This window comes from Senimuribacter intestinalis, assembly GCF_943192965.1.
Taxonomy (GTDB): domain Bacteria; phylum Bacillota; class Clostridia; order Peptostreptococcales; family Anaerovoracaceae; genus Senimuribacter; species Senimuribacter intestinalis.
The window spans coordinates 114,930-136,564 of sequence record NZ_CALPCF010000001.1; the positions used below are offsets into that span (position 1 = coordinate 114,930).

20 protein-coding genes are annotated in these 21,635 nt (G+C 44.2%); 1 reads left to right on the forward strand and 19 read right to left on the reverse strand.

Features of this window, described 5'->3' with window-relative positions; translation table 11 throughout:
• Nucleotides 1-48: 48 nt before the first annotated feature.
• The 18 genes from tig to NFR88_RS00655 form a co-directional block, all read right to left on the reverse strand.
• Nucleotides 49-1,137 (reverse strand): trigger factor, encoded by a 1,089-nt coding sequence (gene tig, locus NFR88_RS00570; protein WP_251612651.1) that lies wholly within the window; start codon nt 1,135-1,137, stop codon nt 49-51.
• 133 nt (nt 1,138-1,270) lie between these two features.
• Nucleotides 1,271-2,224, reverse strand: coding sequence for an ABC transporter permease (locus tag NFR88_RS00575; protein WP_201759531.1), 954 nt, complete (start codon nt 2,222-2,224; stop codon nt 1,271-1,273).
• Between the two features lies 1 nt (nt 2,225).
• Entirely contained in the window at nt 2,226-3,299 is a 1,074-nt protein-coding gene (locus tag NFR88_RS00580) for an ABC transporter permease (RefSeq protein WP_251612654.1), read from the reverse strand.
• The gene (locus tag NFR88_RS00585) at nt 3,296-4,837 is read right to left on the reverse strand and encodes an ABC transporter ATP-binding protein (RefSeq protein WP_160201299.1); all 1,542 of its coding nucleotides are present in this window, start codon (nt 4,835-4,837) and stop codon (nt 3,296-3,298) included. Before NFR88_RS00585 ends, NFR88_RS00580 begins: the two co-directional genes overlap by 4 nt.
• Before the next feature lie 88 nt (nt 4,838-4,925).
• Nucleotides 4,926-5,978, reverse strand: a complete 1,053-nt coding sequence (locus NFR88_RS00590) for a BMP family lipoprotein (RefSeq protein ID WP_160201300.1) — start codon at nt 5,976-5,978, stop codon at nt 4,926-4,928.
• Between the two features lie 214 nt (nt 5,979-6,192).
• On the reverse strand, nt 6,193-6,564 hold the full coding sequence (locus NFR88_RS00595; RefSeq protein WP_160202677.1) for a hypothetical protein: 372 nt from the start codon (nt 6,562-6,564) through the stop codon (nt 6,193-6,195).
• A 247-nt stretch (nt 6,565-6,811) separates the two neighbouring features.
• Entirely contained in the window at nt 6,812-7,600 is a 789-nt protein-coding gene (locus NFR88_RS00600; RefSeq protein ID WP_251612656.1) for a histidinol-phosphatase, read from the reverse strand.
• Nucleotides 7,597-8,253, reverse strand: coding sequence for a bifunctional phosphoribosyl-AMP cyclohydrolase/phosphoribosyl-ATP diphosphatase HisIE (hisIE, locus tag NFR88_RS00605; RefSeq protein ID WP_251612658.1), 657 nt, complete (start codon nt 8,251-8,253; stop codon nt 7,597-7,599). The genes NFR88_RS00600 and hisIE overlap by 4 nt, the downstream gene beginning before the upstream one ends.
• Nucleotides 8,254-8,593: 340 nt before the next feature.
• Entirely contained in the window at nt 8,594-9,352 is a 759-nt protein-coding gene (hisF, locus tag NFR88_RS00610) for an imidazole glycerol phosphate synthase subunit HisF (protein ID WP_251612661.1), read from the reverse strand.
• Complete coding sequence (hisA, locus tag NFR88_RS00615) at nt 9,349-10,116, reverse strand: 1-(5-phosphoribosyl)-5-[(5-phosphoribosylamino)methylideneamino]imidazole-4-carboxamide isomerase (RefSeq protein ID WP_160202681.1); 768 nt, start codon at nt 10,114-10,116, stop codon at nt 9,349-9,351. The genes hisF and hisA overlap by 4 nt, the downstream gene beginning before the upstream one ends.
• Nucleotides 10,117-10,138: 22 nt before the next feature.
• On the reverse strand, nt 10,139-10,756 hold the full coding sequence (hisH, locus tag NFR88_RS00620; RefSeq protein WP_161908239.1) for an imidazole glycerol phosphate synthase subunit HisH: 618 nt from the start codon (nt 10,754-10,756) through the stop codon (nt 10,139-10,141).
• Entirely contained in the window at nt 10,757-11,344 is a 588-nt protein-coding gene (hisB, locus tag NFR88_RS00625; RefSeq protein ID WP_161908240.1) for an imidazoleglycerol-phosphate dehydratase HisB, read from the reverse strand. It abuts the gene before it with no gap.
• Nucleotides 11,345-11,348: 4 nt separating this feature from the next.
• Entirely contained in the window at nt 11,349-12,407 is a 1,059-nt protein-coding gene (hisC, locus tag NFR88_RS00630) for a histidinol-phosphate transaminase (RefSeq protein ID WP_251612664.1), read from the reverse strand.
• Complete coding sequence (gene hisG / locus NFR88_RS00635; protein WP_160202731.1) at nt 12,408-13,043, reverse strand: ATP phosphoribosyltransferase; 636 nt, start codon at nt 13,041-13,043, stop codon at nt 12,408-12,410.
• On the reverse strand, nt 13,036-14,154 hold the full coding sequence (locus tag NFR88_RS00640) for an ATP phosphoribosyltransferase regulatory subunit (RefSeq protein WP_251612667.1): 1,119 nt from the start codon (nt 14,152-14,154) through the stop codon (nt 13,036-13,038). The genes hisG and NFR88_RS00640 overlap by 8 nt, the downstream gene beginning before the upstream one ends.
• 530 nt (nt 14,155-14,684) lie before the next feature.
• On the reverse strand, nt 14,685-15,614 hold the full coding sequence (locus NFR88_RS00645) for a putative ABC transporter permease (protein WP_275557410.1): 930 nt from the start codon (nt 15,612-15,614) through the stop codon (nt 14,685-14,687).
• The gene (locus NFR88_RS00650; protein WP_251612671.1) at nt 15,604-15,804 is read right to left on the reverse strand and encodes a hypothetical protein; all 201 of its coding nucleotides are present in this window, start codon (nt 15,802-15,804) and stop codon (nt 15,604-15,606) included. Before NFR88_RS00650 ends, NFR88_RS00645 begins: the two co-directional genes overlap by 11 nt.
• 201 nt (nt 15,805-16,005) lie before the next feature.
• Nucleotides 16,006-16,479: an LURP-one-related/scramblase family protein gene (locus tag NFR88_RS00655; RefSeq protein ID WP_160202688.1), complete on the reverse strand. Its 474-nt coding sequence runs from the start codon at nt 16,477-16,479 to the stop codon at nt 16,006-16,008.
• Nucleotides 16,480-16,858: 379 nt separating this feature from the next.
• On the opposite strand from NFR88_RS00655, the gene NFR88_RS00660 reads away from it, so the two are divergent.
• Nucleotides 16,859-18,028, forward strand: coding sequence for a hypothetical protein (locus NFR88_RS00660; RefSeq protein WP_160202689.1), 1,170 nt, complete (start codon nt 16,859-16,861; stop codon nt 18,026-18,028).
• A 127-nt stretch (nt 18,029-18,155) separates the two neighbouring features.
• Here the strand turns inward: NFR88_RS00660 and NFR88_RS00665 are convergent, their stop codons facing one another.
• The gene (locus NFR88_RS00665) at nt 18,156-21,608 is read right to left on the reverse strand and encodes a pyruvate carboxylase (RefSeq protein ID WP_465250569.1); all 3,453 of its coding nucleotides are present in this window, start codon (nt 21,606-21,608) and stop codon (nt 18,156-18,158) included.
• Nucleotides 21,609-21,635: the final 27 nt, after the last annotated feature.

The window sequence follows — 21,635 nt, forward strand, 5'->3', positions numbered from 1 at the left end:
TTTCCATTCATACAGGCGGTTCCCTCAAAATTCACAAATAATATTCAGTTATTTCTTGCTGACCTCTTTGCCATACTCGATGACTTTATCCATGACTTTATTTAAAAGGAGGGAAGTACGGACGTTGTTTTCTTCGCCCCACTCCTCTATGGTCATGTTATATGCACTCTTAAATGCATCTTCGTCCATATTAGCAGATTTCAGCAGGCTCTGCAGATACTCCGCATACTCATCGTCGCTGACTTCCAGTCCCTCAGTCTTAGCAATGCTGTAAAGCACCATCTCTTCTTTGACGATAGATTCCGCATAAGTCTCAATAGTCTTGTTTAAATCTTTCTCTTCATAACCGATGGTTTCTAAATAATCTTCCCATTCCATGTTATAGTCGCTTGCGACTTTCTTGAGATTTTCCTTTTCTTTCTCAATCCTCTCAGCCTTTTCATCAGGGTACTGCTTTACTTCTGAAGCTTCCACAATCTGCTGCCACAGACCACTTTTCATCTGGTTCTCAGCTTCTGTAGTCTTAGTCTCAGTCAAGTCAGCCTTTACTCCCTTTTCGAATTCTTCCAGGGATTTATAATCGCTGTAGTACTCCTTGACAAAGTCCATGTTGTATTCAGGTACGTTCTCAACCTTCTTGCTGTTAATCTTTACTTCAAAGGTTGCTTCTTTGCCTGCTATATCCGGATTGTTCTCATAAGGATCTGGAAAAGTGATATCGAAAGTTACGGTATCGCCAACTTTCTTGTCAATGAGTTCGCTTTCAAAGCCCGGAATCATATTTCCGGAACCAATAGTCAAGCTCTGACCCTCAGCGCTGCCGCCGTCAAATTCCTTGCCATCCATGGTGCCCTTAAAGTCGATATTAACAGTATCTCCATCCTTTACAGTACCCTCAGTTACGTCTTCAGAAGTCTTATGGGCTTCCAGTCTCTTCTGAATTTCCTCTTCTACTTCCTTGTCGGATACAGAAACAGAAACCTTCTCATATTCCAGTCCTTTATATTCTCCTACAGTCACGTATTCAGACAGATCGTAATCGCTGTAAGGTTCACTTTCACCGCAGGAAGTCATCGCAAAAACTGACGCCAGGCAAAGCACTGCAATCAGACTGCTTGATAATAGTTTTTTCTTCATGTCATTCCATCCTCTAATCTATAATACTTTGTCCGTTACCAGACTATACACATTCTAACACGGCTATCAGCAGTTTTCAAATGTTATCACGAGAATTCACATAAAATACACAATTTTTCACATGGTCAAAAGATTACGATTGTGCTTCCAGTCTTTCGACCGCCTTTCTCGCTCTGTTTCTCTTCCTTGCTGTTGCGGACACTGTAATATATACCAACATGAGGACGGTTGCCAGATACGGAACTGCCGCCGTCAAATCACTCGGCACGCCCACGGACTGCAGTCTGATACCCAGTGCCTGCAGGAAGCCAAAGAGCAAGGCAGCACCGAATACTTTCGGCGGATTTGCCATACCGAATACCACACATGCAAATGCGATAAAGCCGCGGCTTGCGCTCATACCCTCTGTGAAGCAGTTAAGGAATCCTAGAGACAGATGTGCTCCTGCAAAACCACAGAAAATACCGCATAAAATACTGGAAATCACTTTCATCTTAACTGGACTGATACCTGCTGTCTCCAGCGCTTCCGGATGTTCTCCCGCCGCACGCAGCCAGAAACCGTAAGGGGTTCTATAAAGGAAAATCCATACTAGAATCACAAAGAGCCAAGACAGATAGACAAACAGAGAGTATCCGCTGAGAATATCTCCCAGTACAGGAATATCCTTAATCAGAGGAATTTCAATCGGGTCAAGCCCCTTGATGTTTGCGTCAGTCCAGGTACCAACCTTTCCGAACACGGAACGGAGCATGAAGATAGTCAGACCCCCTGCAAAGGTGTTAATCGTCATACCGATGATAAATTCATCACTCTTCAGCTTTACAACAAACAACGCAAAGAATAGCCCCACCAGAATTCCTACAAGAACCGCCGCGAGAATGCCCATCGGTGCGCTGACAAACATAAAACTGAATGCAACAGCAAAGAACGCCCCCATCAAAATCATGCCTTCCATGCCGATATTCATAATGCCGGCGTGCTCAGTAAAAAGCCCGCCCAGAGCAGCAAGAAGTACCGGAGTTGCATTACGAATGGTGTTTTGGAATAATCCAACACTGAATAATCCTAAAATTTGATCCCACATTTTATTTCAGCTCCTTTCTTGCTTTTTTCTGTAATTTTTTATGTTCCAGCCATGTATTGATACCCTTTTCAGCAGCCATCAGGAAGATGATGATAGAGAAAATGATATCGTAAATCTGGGTGGAAACGCCAACCATCATATCCATATAAGCTGCGCCTACGCTCATAATCGCAAAGAAGAAACTCATGATGATGATCCCAACAGGGTTGTAGTTCATAATCATAGCAACCAGCATGCCATCGAAATAGAATTCGTTGCTGACAGCTTGTGACATTTGCCCTTGGTAACCATATACCATCATTAACCCAACAAAACCACAGATTGCACCGGAGGCCACCATGGAGCCGATCATCAGCTTACTGCTAGGAAGCCCTGCAAATCTTGCAAATCTTTCATTTTCACCGGTCACTTTAATCCTCAAACCGGTGCTGGTCATCTTCATCACATACCAGATGAAAAATGTCACAACCGCTCCGCCAATAAAACCTGTACTCAAATTTGATGACTCTATCAGTTTTGTAAAGCGGATAGTATCTGATAAATACTCCGTCCCCTTCGATATGCCTTTCGTCTGTGCAACCCAAGGTCCGTTTACAAGATATGTACAAACCTTAATCGCTACAGTATTTAACATAATCGTGGTGATAACCTCGCTGACGCCAAGCTTTACTTTGAGCATGGCCGGAATCCACGCATAGATACCTCCCACCACAACTGCACCAATAAAGGCCAGTACCAGCACCACGACGGTCGGCAAATTAGAGCACCAGAGACCAATCATAGTCGAAACCAGCGCCCCGAAGAATAGCTGCCCTTCACCACCGACGTTAAAAAGTCCGCCCTTTGCACCGATGGCCGTAGCAAGACCTAGAAGACAAAGTGTCATAGCTTTCTCTAGGGTATTACCGATAAAGCGGGGACTTCCCAGAGAACCCTCAATCATAGCGCTGTAAGCCTCAACCGGATTAAATCCTGTTAAAACCATCAGCACTGCGCCGATGAGCAGCGCTGCGATAATGCAGGCTGCCAACGTGCCGATATATCTTACATTAATTTTTTCCTTTAGCTGATTCATGCCTGCACCTCCGTTTCTTCATTACGGTGACCGGTCATGTAATAGCTGATACCCATCTTGTCGATTTCGCCTTCTTTGAATTCACCTGTAATTTCACCTTCGTACATGGTGATAATCCTGTCACTGAGACGGAATACTTCGTCCAAATCTGCGCTGACTAAAAGAATTGCGCAGCCTTCGTTACGCTTATCGATGATGCACTGGTGAATAAACTCGATTGCACCTACGTCCACGCCTCTGGTCGGCTGAGCGATGATTACAATCGGTGTATCGAAGGAAAATTCTCTGGCTACGACAACTTTCTGCATGTTGCCGCCGGACAGAGAGCCAACCTCAGTACCTACACCTGCACCTCTCATGTCAAATTTCTCAAAGAGCTCATTTGCATATCTGACAATAGAGGATTGCTTCAGATGAATCTTATACTTGGAAAACTCCGGCAGAGTTTCCTTACCGATAATCAGGTTATCCGTAATGGTGGATTTTGTGGATACACCGGTGGCAATTCTGTCTTCCGGAATATGGGCAAGGCCCAGTGCACGAACCTCTCCCGGCCGCAGGTGTGCAATGTCCGTACCGGAAACCTTAACCTTACCTGCTTCAATGTGACGCATACCTGTAATCGCCTCAAGAAGCTCACTCTGACCATTACCTTCAATTGCTGCAATGCCCAAAATCTCACCTGCATGTACCTGCAAATCCACGCCGCGAACAACAAGAAGACCGCGATTATCTGCAACCTGAAGATTCTCTACTTCAATCATCACATCGCCCGGCGTTCCTTTCTTCTCCAGTTTATCAAAGAGTACGTCACGGCCTACCATCATGGAAGCCAAAATCTTTTCGTTGACATCTTTAGTCTGCTCCACGCCGACCAGCTGTCCCTGACGCATTACCCCGACTCTGTCGGAAATAGCCATAACCTCGTTAAGCTTATGGGTAATGATAATAACGGTCATTTCCTTTTCACGAACAATCCGTCTGATAACATCGAATAATTCCTCTGTTTCCTGCGGCGTCAGCACTGCCGTAGGCTCGTCCAAAATCAAGATGTCTGCGCCTCTGTACAAGGTCTTCAAAATTTCTACTCTCTGCTGCAGCCCTACGCTGATTTCCTCTACAACTGCTTTCGGATCTACAACAAGGCCGTAGTCGTTTACCAAGTCGGACACTGCTTTTTCAGCGCCTTTTAAATCATAGAAAAATCTGTTCTTTCTCGGTTCTTTACTGAGCACGATGTTCTGCGCCACAGTAAAAGAAGGAACCAGCATAAAGTGCTGGTGCACCATACCCACTCCATTTTCGATGGATTCCGTCGGCGTATGCTTTTCCATCTTGTTGCCTTTGATATAAACATCGCCGCTGGTCGGTGTATTGATTCCGTAAAGAATATTCATCAGAGTACTCTTTCCTGCACCGTTTTCTCCTACCAGAGCGAAGATTTCTCCCTTTTTTATATCAAAGGAAACATTATCGTTTGCAAGTACGCCCGGAAACTGCATGGTCACGTTTTCAAACTTTACAATCGTCTCCTGCAAAATCGTTCCCTCACATTCCTTAGTCTACATAAATGAAAGAAGGCGTGGCGTTAAAACGCCACGCCTTGTAAATCTTATTGCGAAATTACTATTTCAGTGCTGTTTCTACCACGATATCTCCAGCCTTAATTTTTTCCATTTGTTCATCCAGGGCTTTAATGATATCCTCAGAAACCAGTTTTTCCATATCGTCGGATCCATATGCAACCTTTACATATTCACCGTCGGAACCTGCGTAGAATATATCTCCGCCAATCCACTTGGATTCATCTTCTGCAAACATGGTCACATAATCAACAATAGATTTGTGTACGTTCTTAATCATGGAACATAAAATGTAATCTGCATACTGTGGAAACTCAATTCTCTGGTCTTTATCAACACCAATACATTTAATTCCTAATTCTTCAGCCTTCATGATAGCACCGTTACCAGAACCACCTGCAGCGCAGAAGATAATGTCAGCACCTGCTGAAGCCTGGGACTGAGCAACCTCAGCACCTGCATTAGTATCTGACCAGTCATTGGTATAGTTCTTGACAACTTTGATTTCTTTACCTAAGTCTTTACCAGCCTGTTCAGCACCTTGTGTGTAGCCTACACGGAAATCATTAATTACATCAATATCCTGACCACCAATGAAACCAACTACATTGCTTTCAGTCATAGAACCTGCGATGTAACCTACCAGATAGGAACCTTCGTTCTGCTTGTAGGAGATGCAAGTCAAATTAGGGATGTCCTTATAGTCTTCTACAATATTATCCACCCAAATAAATTTAGTATCCGGATAATCCTTTGCAACCTTACCAATCATGTCCAGTTCAGAACCTACACCTACTACTACTTCAGAATTTTCAGCAGCAGAAATCAAACTCTGTTCGAACATAGTTTTGTCATTGTTGCATTCTGTAACTTTTACGTCAAAACCTTTTTCACCAAGTTCATTCAGTCCATCATTAGCAGAATCATTGAAAGACTGGTCACCTAGCTTAGTTGCAATAACGCCTGTAATTTTCATAGCACCTTCAGCCGGTTCTTTTGCCTCACCGCCATCGTCGCTTGAGCCGCAGCTTGCCATAAATAAGGACATGGAAAGTACCATTACGGCAGCCAAGGTTAATGAAATAAATTTCTTCATCTTCATCCTCCGTATTATCAAATTTACAATGAATTTACTGCATAAATTTTACCACATTCTGTTTGTGTTATCAATACAATTTACAATAATATTTTGTCGTTATTGCAATATCCTCTAGGCATTACAATAGGGAGATGTCGTTTTTAACGACATCTCCCTAAAACACCCAATATTCTGTTTTTACCTGTTCTGTATTAGTATAGGTGATTTTGTACTATTTCATAGCACTTCCTGATACATTAACAGTATAGCTGGAGAGATTCCGGAAAGTTATTGTATAATTACCTGCACCGCTACTTACTGTTATTTTTTCACTCACATTATCACCAGTTACAGTTTTTGATGTAACAATGGTATTGCCCTTCATTACAATCACTCTCACTTGTGTGCTATTTGCAATTGTATTTGGGACAGACTGCGTGTAGTTAATAACAAAGTTGCTTGATGAATAAAACTCTCCAGTTTCTTTAGTTTCGTTTGGACCCAATGTCTTTGAGAAATTATAAAAGTGTGTCCAACCAAAAGCCACAGATGTTCCTAGCACCATAACCAAAACAAGTGCTAAAAAAGTTGTTCTCTTTTTCATAATGTTTCCTCCTTAAAATCAAAAGTCCTTCTTACTACCCATCGATGGAAAATTCAGTTGTCTGAATTTTCTTTATTATAGCGCATGCTTTGTTGTATGTCAACATATATATAATTTTTTTATGTAAAATCAAAACTTTATTTTTGTTTAAATTGTACTTTTAATTATTTTTCATCGATTTATTAATTATAATTATTCTCATCCTATTGCCTATATCAAGCTAATATTTGCCACATTAAAAATCAAATCATGGTTTACTTTTAATTCCATCTAACAATTCTTGAAATCCAAAGTCAAGCTGCTCTTTATCATGACAGTCACTAGACAAAATGACAGCACAGTCGCTCTTTGCAATCTCCCGCAAAATAAAGGCCGCCGGATACGGCACACTGCGATAACCTCTCGCCATAGCACCGGTATTGATTTCGATAATCGGCTTTTTTTCAGAAGCCAGCACCTGGTCCAGTGCCGAAAGGGCTGCCGCCTTGTACCAGTCCGCCTCTTCATCGAAGTATTTATAGCCTTCGTTAAACTTGGTCACCAGATCAAAATGTCCTAAAATATCGCAGCCGGTCTTATCTACAACGTCAGCTACAGACTGAAAATAGCTCTCTACATAAGCTCTGTAGTCGCCGCCGAAGTACTTCTCCACGTCGGCTATCATATCCTGCTCGGACTTGTCCACACACACCGGTGTACCATCCTTTGCAAGGGCATAATGAACAGAGCCGATGATATAATCATACGGATAATCGTCTCCTTCTCCAAGGTAATCTCGCTCGACTCCCAGATAAATGTCAATCTGTCCCCGGTACGCCTCCTTTAGACGCAGGACTTCCTCTCTGTAGCGCAAGGTGTTTGCCCTGCTCATGCAAAACTCCTCATCGTTGACCGAATACTCGTGACCGGAAAAACCAAGGGCACAAAACCCGAGGTCGATGGCTTTTTTTACCATCTCCTCAGGTTCATCTTTTCCATCGCAAAAACAGGTATGGGTATGCAAATTGAAATTGCCTTTTGGGTTTAACAAAATCATTTCATTTTCTCCTGTTTCACTTTATGATCTATAATATGACGGGAAGCCAGTTCACTCATCACGTCATCTACAGTGATTCCCATTTCTACCATAAGTACCATCACATGATACGCAAGGTCTGCAATTTCGTAAATCGTCTCCGCCTTGTCATCCGCTTTTCCTGCAATGATGACTTCGGTGCACTCCTCGCCGACCTTCTTCAAAATCTTGTCGATTCCCTTCTCAAAGAGGTAGGAAGTGTAGGAGCCCTCCGGCATTTCCTCCTTGCGACCCTTTAGCATCTTGTAGAGACCTTTTACGGAAAACTCTTCTGCCTCTTCTATTTCCATTTCTCCCATCACAGGAAATTCAAAGCAGGAATCGCCGCCCAGATGGCAGGCAGGTCCCTCTTTGTTGACCATGACAACCAGTGCGTCACGGTCGCAATCAGCCGTAATGCTGACGATATGCTGCACATTGCCGCTGGTTTCGCCCTTTCTCCACAGTTCCTGTCTGGAACGAGACCAGAAGCAGGTTCTCTTTTCCTCCATGCTGATTGCAAGGCTCTCCCTGTTCATATAAGCAAGCGTGAGCACCTTCTTGGACTGTGCATCCACCACAATGGCAGGAATCAGTCCCTTTTCATCAAATTTCAATTCTTCTATTTTTACCATAATCTTCTCCTGCTGTCTTCTTTAATATATTTTACTTTTTGTGTCAAGCCCATGAAAGCCATAAACCATGTTTTAGTACCTAACTGCTGTTTTTGTAAAAAAGGTACTAACACACCCCAATCATCGTACGCATTATATGGAAATCAAAGAATAAATCCCCACATAATGAAAGAATTATTCATGGATAAATGTATCATAAGCAAAAAAACGTGATAAATCTCCGTCAAATTCCAAATAACTTCTTCAAAAAAACTTCGATTAACATAATATCACTCCGAATCTTAGTACCTTTTTCACAAAAATCCGGAATAGGTACGAAAATTCCAATATCCATACCGATCTACTTCCTCACGTGAATACCGACAGCTGCCAGCTGATTCTTCAAATCTGAAATCGCAACTTCTCCAAAGTGAAAAATAGATGCTGCCAATCCTGCATCAATGGCCGGAATCGCTCTGAATAAATCTATAAAATCAGAAATGCTGCCCGCACCGCCTGAAGCAATCACAGGCACGGACACCAAATCGTTTACCGCGCGCAGAAGCTCAATATCAAAGCCTTTCTTTACGCCGTCAGTGTCAATACTGTTGACTACAATCTCACCTGCGCCGCTGGCTTCACCCTGCTTAATCCATTCCAATGCGTCAAGCCCGGTATCCTCTCTGCCGCCTTTTGCAAAAACATGAAAACTGCCGTCAACACGTTTCACATCGACAGAAAGCACTACGCACTGATCACCATATTTCTTGGCAGCCTCTGCAATAAGTCCTGGATTTTTGATAGCGCCAGAGTTGACAGAAACCTTATCCGCGCCGCATTTCAGCACCCGGTCAAAGTCTGCAATGGTGTTGATACCTCCGCCAACAGTCAGGGGAATGAACACTTTGGAAGCCACTTCCTTCAGAATCTCCGTAAACAGCGCCCGCTCTTCAAAAGAAGCGGTAATGTCATAAAATACCAACTCATCCGCACCGTTTTCGCTGTAATATTTGCCAAGCTCCACCGGCGAAGAGACGTCTGACAATCCTTCAAAATTCACACCCTTTACCACTCTGCCGTTTCGCACATCCAAACAGGGAATAATTCTTTTGGTAATCATTTTGCTCCTCCTTCATCAAAGAGGGCAGCAAAGACGTCTGCCTGCTCAATAGATTTCGCCAAAGCGATAGCTTTTTGCAGATCGATTGCGCCGTTATAAATCGCTTTTCCGATGATAGCGCCGTAAACGCCCATATCAAGAAGCGCCGCCACATCCGCCATAGAAGACACGCCGCCGGAAGCTACAATATCGACGGGATACTTCTCTGAAAGCTCTTTGTAAAGCGCCTGATTCGTTCCCTGCATAGCGCCGTCCTTTGAAATATCCGTACAGATAATACAGCTGACGCCATCATCTGCCAGCTTTTCAAAAATCTCATCTACGGTAATCTGAGACACTTCTTTCCAGCCATGAATTGCCACATGCCTTTCCGAAATATCCACGCCTACCGCAATTTTTTCTTTATATTTCCTAATCATTTCTGTAGTAAATTCCGGCTCTTTTACAGCAACAGTGCCGAGAATCACCCGGTACACACCGGCGTCAATATACCGCTTGATGGTCTCTTCGCTGCGGATTCCTCCGCCGATTTCTACTTTCAGACCGGTTTCTGCCGCTAGGCGTTTTACCACCTGAAAATTCGGGGTATCGCCGTCCTTTGCGCCGTCTAAATCTACCACATGGAGAAACTCTGCCCCCTTCGCCTCAAACTCCTTGGCATAGGCTACCGGATCGTCTCCGTACACTGTCATCTGGTCGTAGTCGCCTTTTAGTAGGCGTACTACCTTGCCATCACGCAAATCGATGGCAGGAAAAATTTTCATAACCAAACTTCCTTTCTCTCTTTTATAGTTCGCAAAATGCACGCAGAATCTTCATACCGATTTCGCCGCTTTTTTCCGGGTGAAATTGAACGCCGTAAACGTTATCCTTTGCAACTGCCGCCGTCAGTTCTGCCCCGTATTCTGTCGTTGCAATGGTCGCTTCCTCGCACTCACTTCCATAATAGGTATGGACAAAATACACAAAATCGCCCTCTTCCAGATATTTGAATATCGGGCTTTTTTCTTTGTCCTTGGGGAAATGAAGTCCATTCCAGCCAATATGAGGCACCTTGTAACCGCAAGGCACCACACCCTCCATGGTGACAATTTCACCGGGGATTAAACCCAGACCTGCATGCTCACCGTATTCATAACTTTTCTCAAAGAGCAGCTGCATACCGAGACAAATGCCAAGAAGTGGTTTTCCTTTGGAAACTTCCGAAAGCACCACCTCAGCCATACCGCTTTCCCGCAGTTTTAAAGCCGCATCACCAAAAGCGCCGACACCGGGAAGTATCAGCTTATCTGCTTTTTCAATCACCGCCGGATCGCTGGTTAATACCGCTTCCTGTCCGATATAACGGAAAGAACTTTCCAGAGAAAAAATATTTCCTACGCCGTAATCTATGATGGCAATCATTTACAGCACTCCCTTCGTGGAAGGAATTTCGTCTTTATATTCCTCGTCAATTTTTACTGCTTTTGCCATAGCTCTGCCGAAAGCTTTGAACATGGCTTCAATGATGTGGTGGGTATTCTCCCCTGCAAGCTGCTTAAAGTGCAAAGTCACCTGCGCCTTTCTTACAAAACCAAGAAAAAATTCTTTCACCAGTTCCGTGTCAAAATCTCCCACTTTCTCACATGGCATTTCTACCTGTAAGCCCAGATAATCTCTTCCGGAAATATCCACTGCGCATATCATCAAAGTCTCATCCATAGGCAGAATCATATCACCAAAGCGGCAGATTCCCCGCATGTCTGCGAGCGCCTCAGAAAAAGCGCTTCCCAGTACGATTCCAATGTCTTCTACGGTGTGGTGGTAATCCACGTCTGTATCTCCCTGACAGCTGACTGTAAGGTCAAATCTGCCGTGCCTTGCAAAGAGGGTCAGCATATGGTCTAAAAATCCACAGCCTGTATGAACAGCGCTTTCCCCTCTGCCGTCCATATTCAGCTTCAGACTGATTTGGGTTTCCGCTGTATTTCGATTGATTTCACTTGTTCTCATCTTTTTACCTCAAAATTTCTGATACTGCTTCTAAAAAGCAATCCATCTCTTCTCTTGTTCCAATGGTAATTCTATTGTACTGGCTGATTGCCTCTTTGTCAAAGTGGCGAATCAAAATGCCTTTTTCCCGCAGTTTTTCATAAAGAACCCCACCGTCCACATCGGGAGATTTTGCAAAGAGAAAATTGGCCTTAGACGGCACCACCTCAAAACCCATAGCAATCAGCTTTTCTGCAGTATAGGCTCTGGTTTCCATAATACGCCTGCAGTTTTCCATATAGTATTCATTTTCGGAAAGGGCTGCAATGCCTGCAGCGCTGGTCAGTCTGTTGACATTGTATGGATTCGTAGAAAACTTGATTTTTTCAAGATCCGCAACCAGCGCTGCTGACGCGATGGCAAAACCCAGACGCGCCCCCGCCATGCTCCTCGATTTAGAGAAAGTCTGCACCACCAGTAGATTCTCATATTTATGTATCAATTCTACCGCGCTGTCTGCTCCAAAGTCTACATAGGCTTCATCGATGAGCACCACCGATTCTCTGTTAGTTCTAACGATTTCTTCCACCTGCTGCAGGGAAAGAGCCTGCCCCGTCGGTGCGTTGGGATTTGCAATGACAATCATGCCGTCCTTACAGACATAATCCTTGGGATCGATGGAAAAATCCGGTTTCAGTGGCACTTTCACATAATCGGTTTCGTAAAGGTCCGCAAAGACCTCGTAAAATCCATAGGAAGTCTCCGGAAAGTAGACCTTGCCGCCTTCGCCCGCAAAAGCCATAAAGGCAAAGTTTAAAATGTCATCGGAACCGTTGGTTACAAACACGTTGTTTCTCTGCACCCTGTAAAGATTTGCGATGGCCTGCTTCAAATCCGACGAATCCGGATCCGAATAAAGACGTAGATTTGCAGCCTCACCTGCGTTTAATGCTGCAATGGTAGCAGGTCCCGGTGGATAAGGTGATTCGTTGGTATTCAGCTTAATCATCACCTGATCTTTCGGCTGCTCTCCCGGCGTATAAGGCTTTAATTTCCTGTATTTTTCTACCAAAAATTTACTCATTTATTTTTCCTCTTTTTCCTTCAGCTGGGAAGCCAGACTGTCACGAATCTGCTCAATCTCTGCCGTCTTAAACTTAAAGCCCGCCTTATTGGCAATAAGTCTTGCGCTGATTGGCACAATAGTCTTTACCACTTCCAGATTATTTTCCTTCAGGGTCTTTCCCGTCTCCACGATATCCACGATGACATCTGAAAGACCCAAAATCGGTGCGATTTCAATAGAACCGTTGAGTTTGATGATGTCGATATCTCTGCTTTCCCTCTCGTAATAGGTTCTTGCGATATTTGGAAACTTTGTTGCAACCTTTAAGGTTCGCTCGGTGTTGTCGCGGAAAGTACTCTTTGCGGCAACCGCCATTCTGCATTTTCCAAGCTCCAAGTCCAAAAGCTCATAAACTTCTGGCTCGTATTCCAGCAAAATGTCCTTTCCCGCTACGCCGATATCTGCAGCTCCACGCTCCACATAAATAGTCACATCCGACGGCTTGACCCAGAAGTAGCGAACCCCCACTTCTTCGTTTTCAAAGATCAGCTTTCTGTTATCCTCTTTAATAGACGGACAAGGATAGCCCGCCTTTTCAAACATATCATAAACCTTCTGCCCCAGTCTTCCCTTGGGCAGAGCCACATTAATCATTTCTTTCAAGGATTTTTACCTCCCCATCTTCCAGTTTCAAAAGCTTCTTGTAAGTCATTTTCTCCGGAATACTGCGCTCCAAAAGGACACTTTCGCCCTTGTCACGCATATCCTTAGCCTCCTTCATCAAAAGGCGTAAATCCGATTTCTCATCGTAGAGAAAGACCACATCAAAGTCGTAGACTTTTTCACTAGGGTCAAGTCTGTCCAAAGAATCCAAATATACCGCAAAGCCAATAGCGCCGGCTTTCTTCCCCATTCGCTCCATCAGCTGATCATACTGACCGCCGGAGAGAATACTGTTTGGAATGCCCTTTATAAAACCTTTGTACAAAATACCGCTGTAATAGCCCATATCGTTGACGATGGAAAAGTCGATATTGATATTCTTTGCCAGCTTGTTGACCGCCAAAATGCTGCAGATGGTTTCAAGTTCGGTCAAGGCCACTCTCACCTCATCGGAAAGGCTGGCTTTTTTCAGAGCCGTTAACACCTTCTTATATCCTCCATAGGTTGATACCAAAGTCTCGATGGACTGATATACCGTTTCTTCGATTCCGTTCTCTTCACATAGCTTGCGAATTTCGTGCAAATTTTTTTCCGCGATGCACTTCAAAACCTGCCGCTGCAGCTCCTCGCAAAGCGGCGCAAGCACTGCCTTAATGACGCCCATATGGGAAATTTCCAAAACGTAGTTACTGCTGATTGTCGCAAGGCTCTTTGCCGCCAAAGCGGTTACCTCACAAATATGATAAAGGTCGATATCACCCATGCATTCAAGCCCCGTCTGCATAATTTCTTTATATGTATGAGAGGATTTAGACGCACGGTAAATGTTCTCGCTATAGTAAACTTTCTCTATATATCCTTCGCTGTGATGGTAATTCTTAATAATGGAAAGTGTTAAGTCTGGCTTTAAAGCCATCAGTTTTCCGTTGTCGTTAAAAGTGATCATGCTGTCAATCTGCAGGAATTCCTTATTCTTAACGTAAAGATCGTATTCCTCAAACTTTCCCATCTTGAACTGTCTATAGCCGTACTTCTGGTATAGGTTTCTCAGTTCAAAAGTTGCTCTTTCATCACTTTTCAGTAAACTTCTGCTGATTTTCATTGTCTGTCTTTAACTCCTTTCAGCTTTCGTAGGGCACACTTTTTCCTTAAGTTCTGCCCTTCGCTTTACTATTTTACCACATTAAAGCATTAAATCAAGAGGCTCGCACTATGTTTTTATGTTTTTTTTGCTATACAAAGCGGAGGACCGATTCTCAGATCGCCGACCCTTCGTCCTGCTGCCAGTGGCGGATAAAATGCATATATTCGCACAAAAGAACCAAAATATGCACAGCCCTCTGCATATATTTTTAAAAAAACTTCAATATATGCATATTCTATGGTTTTGAAAAGAAATTTTATCACTTCCTTGCCGATATTTTTCGTTTTCTAGATGCTATTGTGCATATATCAAACACTTTCTCCAAAAATATGCACATCAGTGTGCATATAATCGGCAAAACTTCTGAAAATATGCACACTACAGTTTTCCGGTAGTGCACACTCATCCATAAAAAAACTGCCCGCTTTCATATATTAAGCAGGTAGCTTTCGCTTATTATCTAAGGGTACAAGCTTCGGGTGAAGTTCTTATTTTCTCATCAACTTGTGAATTTGGTCAAGCTCTGACTCAAATTTTTTGGAAACAGCACCTGGATTTCTGCGAAGAATGCTCACCGCTCTGCGATACTCCTTATCGGTACGCTCTGCCAGTTTCCGCTTCTGCGCCTCCAGCCTTTCATAAAAGTCCACACGCTCCTGCAGCGCTTCCTGCTTATCGGTAAAATAGTTTTCTGCATAATCGCGAAGTGCTGCCAGTTTTGTCTCATACTCTCTTCGGGATTCTCTCAAATTTCGCTCAAAGCGATTGCGGAACTTTTCTGCTTTCGCCCCCTGCTCTTCCTTAAATTTCCGAATATCATCTTCAGCAAGGGCATAGACAAAATCAATTCTGCTCTGCAGTCTGCGCAGTTCCTCGTTGCTCTCTGCTTTTTTGATCAGCATAGCCTTTAAATCCAGCGCTTCGTTTACAGAAATGGTCATATCCACCGAGATCAATATGACAAGCGCCATTGCCGCAGCATCAATTGCTCCCATTGGAATCTGCAGCACTAGTTCTTCAATGGGAGGATGCAGCACTCTGACCAAAAGAATGGAAAATCCGCCCCACGCCAGAGATACAAATAGACAGATATGCCCATTCAAATTCAGCCTGTGCTGTGAGTAATCCCAATAGCGCACGCCAAAAATCTTCTGCATCGCCGCACCAGTGCAGTACTCCAGGATTGTCGAACTAATCATGCCAAACAGATAAATCAGAGGCAAGCTGTTGCGCACACCTAAAGTGGCAAAGAGAATCACAATTGCACCCGACCCATAAATCGGCAAGAATGGTCCATGCATAAAACCTCGATTTTCAAAATGTCCTGTGCGAACAGACACATACACAGTCTCCCAAATCCAGCCCAGAAAACAATATATAAAAAATAGAAACACCCACTGTGTCGGACTATAATACATCGGTTTTCTTTCCCTCTTTATGACATAGTTCCGTATTCGGACAGCTTCCGCAATGGAAATTGCACTTTTCTTCGTTAATATCTCTCTCTGCTTCATTTTTCGATGCCATGACAACGGTGGCAAAGCCAATCAGCCCCAATACCACAGCTACCACAACGATATATCCAATATGACTAAAAAAATATTTCATTTTATATGTCCTCCAACTCGTTTTTCGTTAATCCGCCTTCTGCCATTTTAGCACAAGAAACGCCGAATGAAAACAGGCATATTTTTCAGCCCTACGGCAGGGGTGCGAAAAATTATCAGCGAATTGAACTGTGACAAAAGTGACAAATTTCTTGATTTTTGTCACTTTTATCAAGATTGAATCCCGCAGCAAGAGGTTCGTTTAATCATTCCTCGAACACTTCTCAGCGTCAATGGCAAGCACCAGCATCAGCACATACAGCGCGTCCTTTGAATCTTCGATATCCAGCACGTAAGTATCTGTCCAGTGGAATAACTCTTTGGAAATCACGGCTACCTTTCTTCCATCGACACCGATGACTTCGTAATCCCATTCCATGAAATCTCCTTCGATATGCCAACCGTTAAAGTCGATATGATACCGTGGCTTCAGAAATGAAAACTCCTTGCTGATACTTCCGATATATCCCTCTCCTTCGTAGATTTCAAACTTAGGCAGCCATGTCAATACTTTCTCCCTGACTGTTCCGACTTCACTTCCCCGCGCGTCAAAAATTTTCAGGCAATGTCCCCAGGCAAGCTGCCCCTGCACCGTGTACACCGGTCGTTCTGATTCATCATATATATCATAACTGTCAAACCATGAAAAAAATCTCTGTTTAAATCTCAGCTTCATCCCGTACCTCTCATTAAAATCAAATTACCTGAAATTATTATACCACAAGCGCAGCACCTGGTGCTGCGGCGGCGTATGCCGCCTGTGCCGTAGGCACAGAGTTTGTGATTCAATGTTCTCTCAGGCGTCAGAATCTTCAATTCTGCTAACGCCGTGAGGTTATTATACCACATATTGATAGCAGCAGAAAGAGAAATCGCAGGTGCGGAAAGGCAAAACCTTGAAAACTTTTGCGACTTTGTTCGTGGATTACCTGTTGCAGTTTCATGGGTTTGTCGTGATTACACAGTACATGCATCTTGAAAAAATTCCCATTCTATCGTATAATTAGAAGTAAGAAACCTGAAATCATGTGAATTTATATGAAAGGACAGAAATTATGAAAAGAAGAAAATTATTATCCCTCGTTCTTGCTTTTGCGTTGGTTCTAACCACTGCTTTCGCAGGTGCGGAAAGTATCTTTGCGGGGACTGTGTCTGACGCAGCTGGTACCCCAGCCACAGAAATTACAGCACAGGGCGCAAATTCAACAGAAGATATCAATGCATATGTCGCCAGAATGACCACAGGCAGTGACAATGTTACTGTCATTCCGGTCAAAACAACAAAAGGCGGCACCTTGGCAATTCCACTTTCCGGCGTTGAAGTAGGAAAAGGCGTTACCGTAACCCTGCACTCTACTTCTGCTGCAACCAGCGGAGACAAAATTGGCTACTCCAAATATCTAAGCAGTTCAAAAGTAGAAGACACCCTGTACGCAAAAGTAAAAAAAGCGGGCACTTACTATTTGAAGTTTGAAACTGCAAGCTACAACGCTGGCATGCCGCAGTCCGTAGGATTTCGCGCTATTCTCTATCCTGCAGGCGGCACGCTGACCAAAGGCAAAGTATTCTACGGCGCAAGTCCGGATAACAGTGGCGTTTCCTACTATAAGGTAACCGCCCCTGGCAACGGCTATCTGACTGTTAGCTTTCCAGAAAGACTGACCGACTACTCTAGTTTCAACATTAAACTGATGAATTCCAAGAAAAACAGTCTGTTCACCAACTTTGAATATCTGTCTTCCAGCAAGGCATACAAGACCACCATCGGCGTTGCGAAAGGCACCTATTACATTGCGGTAAAGAATTCTGACAATGCTTACGGTATCAAAGTTTCTTTCACCAGCGTCAAGGAAAGCAGCGGCTCTTCCAAGAGCAAGGCAAAGTCCATTTCCAAGGGCAGTACCAAGAAAGGCATCATCACTGCAGCGCAGAGTGCAACTTCTGGAGACTGGTACAAATTTAAAATCACCAAAACCCAGTATGTCAAATTTACCTTTAAAGTAAAGGCTAACGGCGGCGGCAGTTCAGGCGGACTGAAAGCAGCTTTCTATCAATCCGGTAAAACCTATCCGGCTACCAGCGTCAACTGTTACGGCGATGATGGCAAAGAAGTGCAGCTATACACCATCGGCAAAGGCACTAAGCTGGCGCCGGGCACTTACTACATCAAGGTCCAGAAGTATAGTCACGGAAATGGTTACTATACGCTGAAATGGAACAAGTAATAAAACTATAAGTATACAAAAACACCGGCTTATCATCAGTCGGTGTTTTTATGTTCAAAACTAGCCATGCATTCAATGCGTGGTTTCTTATATATAAAAAAGGCGGGAATACTCCCGCCCATTGTTTTTAGTTTTCTTTCAGTTTGGCTACCAGTTCGCCTGCTTTAACCTGCTGGCCTTCGTGTACATAGATTGTGTCTACGACGCCCTTTGCAGTTGCCAGAATATTGGTTTCCATCTTCATGGCTTCGATGACTGCGATCGGCTGTTTTTCTTCTACCGCTTCGCCTTCCTTCACCAAAATCTTCAGGATATTGCCCGGGATATTGGCGCCGATTTCCATCGGATCGTCCTCGTTTGCAAAACGTGCAGTTGCGATGGAAGAAACAGCAGACTGCATATCTTCGTCCTTAATCTTAACGATTCTTCTGTTGCCGTTGACTTCAAATACCAAATCGCGGTTGCCTTCCGGATCTACGCCTCTGATTTCGTGCAGCTTGATGACCAACACTTTTCCTTCCTCCAGCTTGACTTCACAGGTTTCACCTTCAGAAAGACCGTGGAAGTAGATATCGCTGCCCATGTATCTAAAGTTCCCATCCTTTTTCAGGCTCTTGTGGTAGTCTTCAAATACTTTAGAGTACATTGCATAACTGATGATATCCTGCGGCGTTACATCTATTCCCAGTTCATCTTTCAGATGCGCTTTGATTGCACCGAAATCTTCCGGCGGTAAAAGTTCACCAGGTCTGCAGGTAATCGGTGTTTTACCTTTCAGCACAACTTTCTGAATATCTTCTGGGAAACCGCCTTCTGGCTGCCCCATCATACCTTCAAAGTAAGATACAGTGGAATCCGGGAAGTCGATATCCTTACCCTTTTCAACGATGTTCTCCGGTGTAATGTCGTTCTGTACCATAAAGATTGCCAAATCGCCCACTACCTTGGAGGACGGTGTTACCTTGATGATATCACCCAGCATCTGATTTACTGTTTTATACATATCCTTTACTTCCTGGAACTTGTGTCCAAGGCCGAAGGATTCTACCTGCGGTTTCAGGTTGGAGTACTGCCCGCCAGGGATTTCATACTTGTAGATTTCCGCAGTGGAAGTCGCCATATCGGATTCAAAGTTCTTGTAAACCGGTCTAACATCTCTCCAGTATTCGGAAATCTTCTGAATACCGTCAAGATCTATGCCTGTATCTCTGCTACTGTTTTCAACAGCAGCAACCACAGAGTTCAGCGCTGGCTGAGAAGTCAGACCGCTCATACTGTTAAATGCTGCATCTACTACGTCTACGCCTGCCTGTGCAGCCATCAGAATGGTAGCCACACCGTTTCCACTGGTATCGTGGGTGTGCAGATGAATCGGCATATCCACCTCTTCCTTCAGCGCTTTCACCAGCTTATAAGCTGCCATCGGCTTGAGAAGACCGGACATATCCTTGATGCCCAGAATGTGAGAGCCTCTCTTCTCCAGCTCCTTTGCCATTCTGATATAGTAATCCAGATTGTATTTGGTTCTGGAATCATCCAGAATATCTCCGGTGTAGCACAGGCATGCTTCTGCAATTTTGCCCTGTTTCAAGGTTTCATCCAGAGCTACTTCCATACCCTGAATCCAGTTCAGAGAGTCAAAGATACGGAACACATCGATACCAGCAGCCGCAGACTGCTTGACGAATTCTCTGATTACATTATCCGGATAGTTCTTGTAGCCGACTGCGTTGGCCCCTCTGATCAGCATCTGGAACATAACATTAGGAATCTTGGCACGCAGCGTTTCCAGTCTTTCCCATGGAGATTCCTTGAGGAACCTGAAGGAAGTATCGAAGGTTGCACCGCCCCACATTTCGATGGAGAACAGGTCTTTGCCGTAAAGCGCCATTGCCGGTGCAATCTTTTCCATATCTACAGTTCTGACCCTGGTTGCCATCAGGGACTGCTGAGCATCTCTTGTCGTGGTATCCGTAATCAGCAGTTTCTTCTGTTCTTTGGTCCATTTTGCAACAGCCTCCGGTCCTTCCATGTCGAGAAGCTGCTTAGTTCCTTTCAACGTGTTGATTTCGGTCATCGGAATCTTCGGGAATACCGGCACGTCAAACTGCGGCTTGACGCCTTTTGTCTCATTGACGACTTTGTTTCCGATGAAGTTTAAAACCTTCAGTTCTTTATCATCAGCTTTTCTGATATTGAGCAGCTCAGGGTTAGCCCCGATAAAGCCGGTATCACAATCGCCCGCTTTAAAGGTAGGATGATTCAGTACATTAAGTAAAAAACCGATATTGGTCTTAACGCCTTTAATCTGAGTTTCACGCAGGGCTCTGATCGCCTTTCTGGTCGCGCCCTCAAAGGTATTGGAATATGCCGTAATCTTAACCAGTAAGCTGTCATAATATGGAGATACGACAGAACCGGTAAATCCATTGCCGCCGTCCAAACGAATGCCGTAGCCGGAAGCACTTCTGTAAAGTTCGATGGTTCCGGTATCAGGCGCAAAACCGTTGGCAGGGTCTTCTGTGGTAATTCTGCACTGAATCGCATTTCCTCTCATCTGAATATCTTTCTGGTTTCTGATGCCGACTTCGTCGGAATCAAGCGGATATCCTTCAGCGATGAGAATCTGAGATTGTACGATATCAATACCGGTTACCATTTCTGTTACGGTATGCTCTACCTGGATTCTCGGATTCATCTCGATAAAGTAGTGATTGCCATGTTTATCCAGCAAAAATTCAACTGTACCTGCACTTCTGTAGTTTACGGCTCTTGCGATTTTCAGCGCATCTTCGCAGATTGCCTTTCTCTTTTCCTCAGTCAGACACAGCGCCGGCGTAAACTCGATAACCTTCTGGTGTCTTCTCTGAATGGAGCAGTCTCTTTCGCAAAGATGCACTACATTGCCGTATTTGTCTCCCAAAATCTGCACTTCGATGTGCTTCGGGCTTTCTAAATATTTTTCAATAAAGATGTCGTCGATGCCGAAGGCTTTCTTCGCTTCGCTCTTTGCACTTCTATACTCCGGCAGCAGATCCTGCTCGTTTCTGACAATACGCATACCGCGTCCGCCGCCGCCGGCAGCAGCCTTGAGCATAATCGGATAGCCGCACTTCTGTGCAAACTCAACAGCTTCCTTTTCAGTTTGAATTGCCTTTTCTACACCTGGAATAGTAGGAACGCCTACCTTCATTGCGACCAGTTTGGACTGAATCTTGTCGCCCAGACTTCCCATCATCTTGTCAGTCGGTCCGATAAATTCGATGCCTGCGTTTTCACATGCCGCTGCGAACTCCTGATTCTCTGAAAGGAATCCATAGCCCGGATGAATGGCGTCTACACCCTTGGCTTTTGCTAGCTCGATGATTTCCTCGATGGCAAGGTAAGCCGCAACTGGCGCTTTGCCTTTGCCAATCTGATAGGATTCATCTGCTTTGGTTCTGAACAGCGAATTCTTGTCTTCTTCTGAGTAAACTGCAACGGTTCTAATCCCCAGCTCGTTACAAGCACGGAAAATTCGAATTGCAATCTCGCCTCTGTTGGCGACCAGCACTCTCTTGAATTTTTTAATTTCTTTCATTTTTCTCTCCCATTCTCTCATCTCACA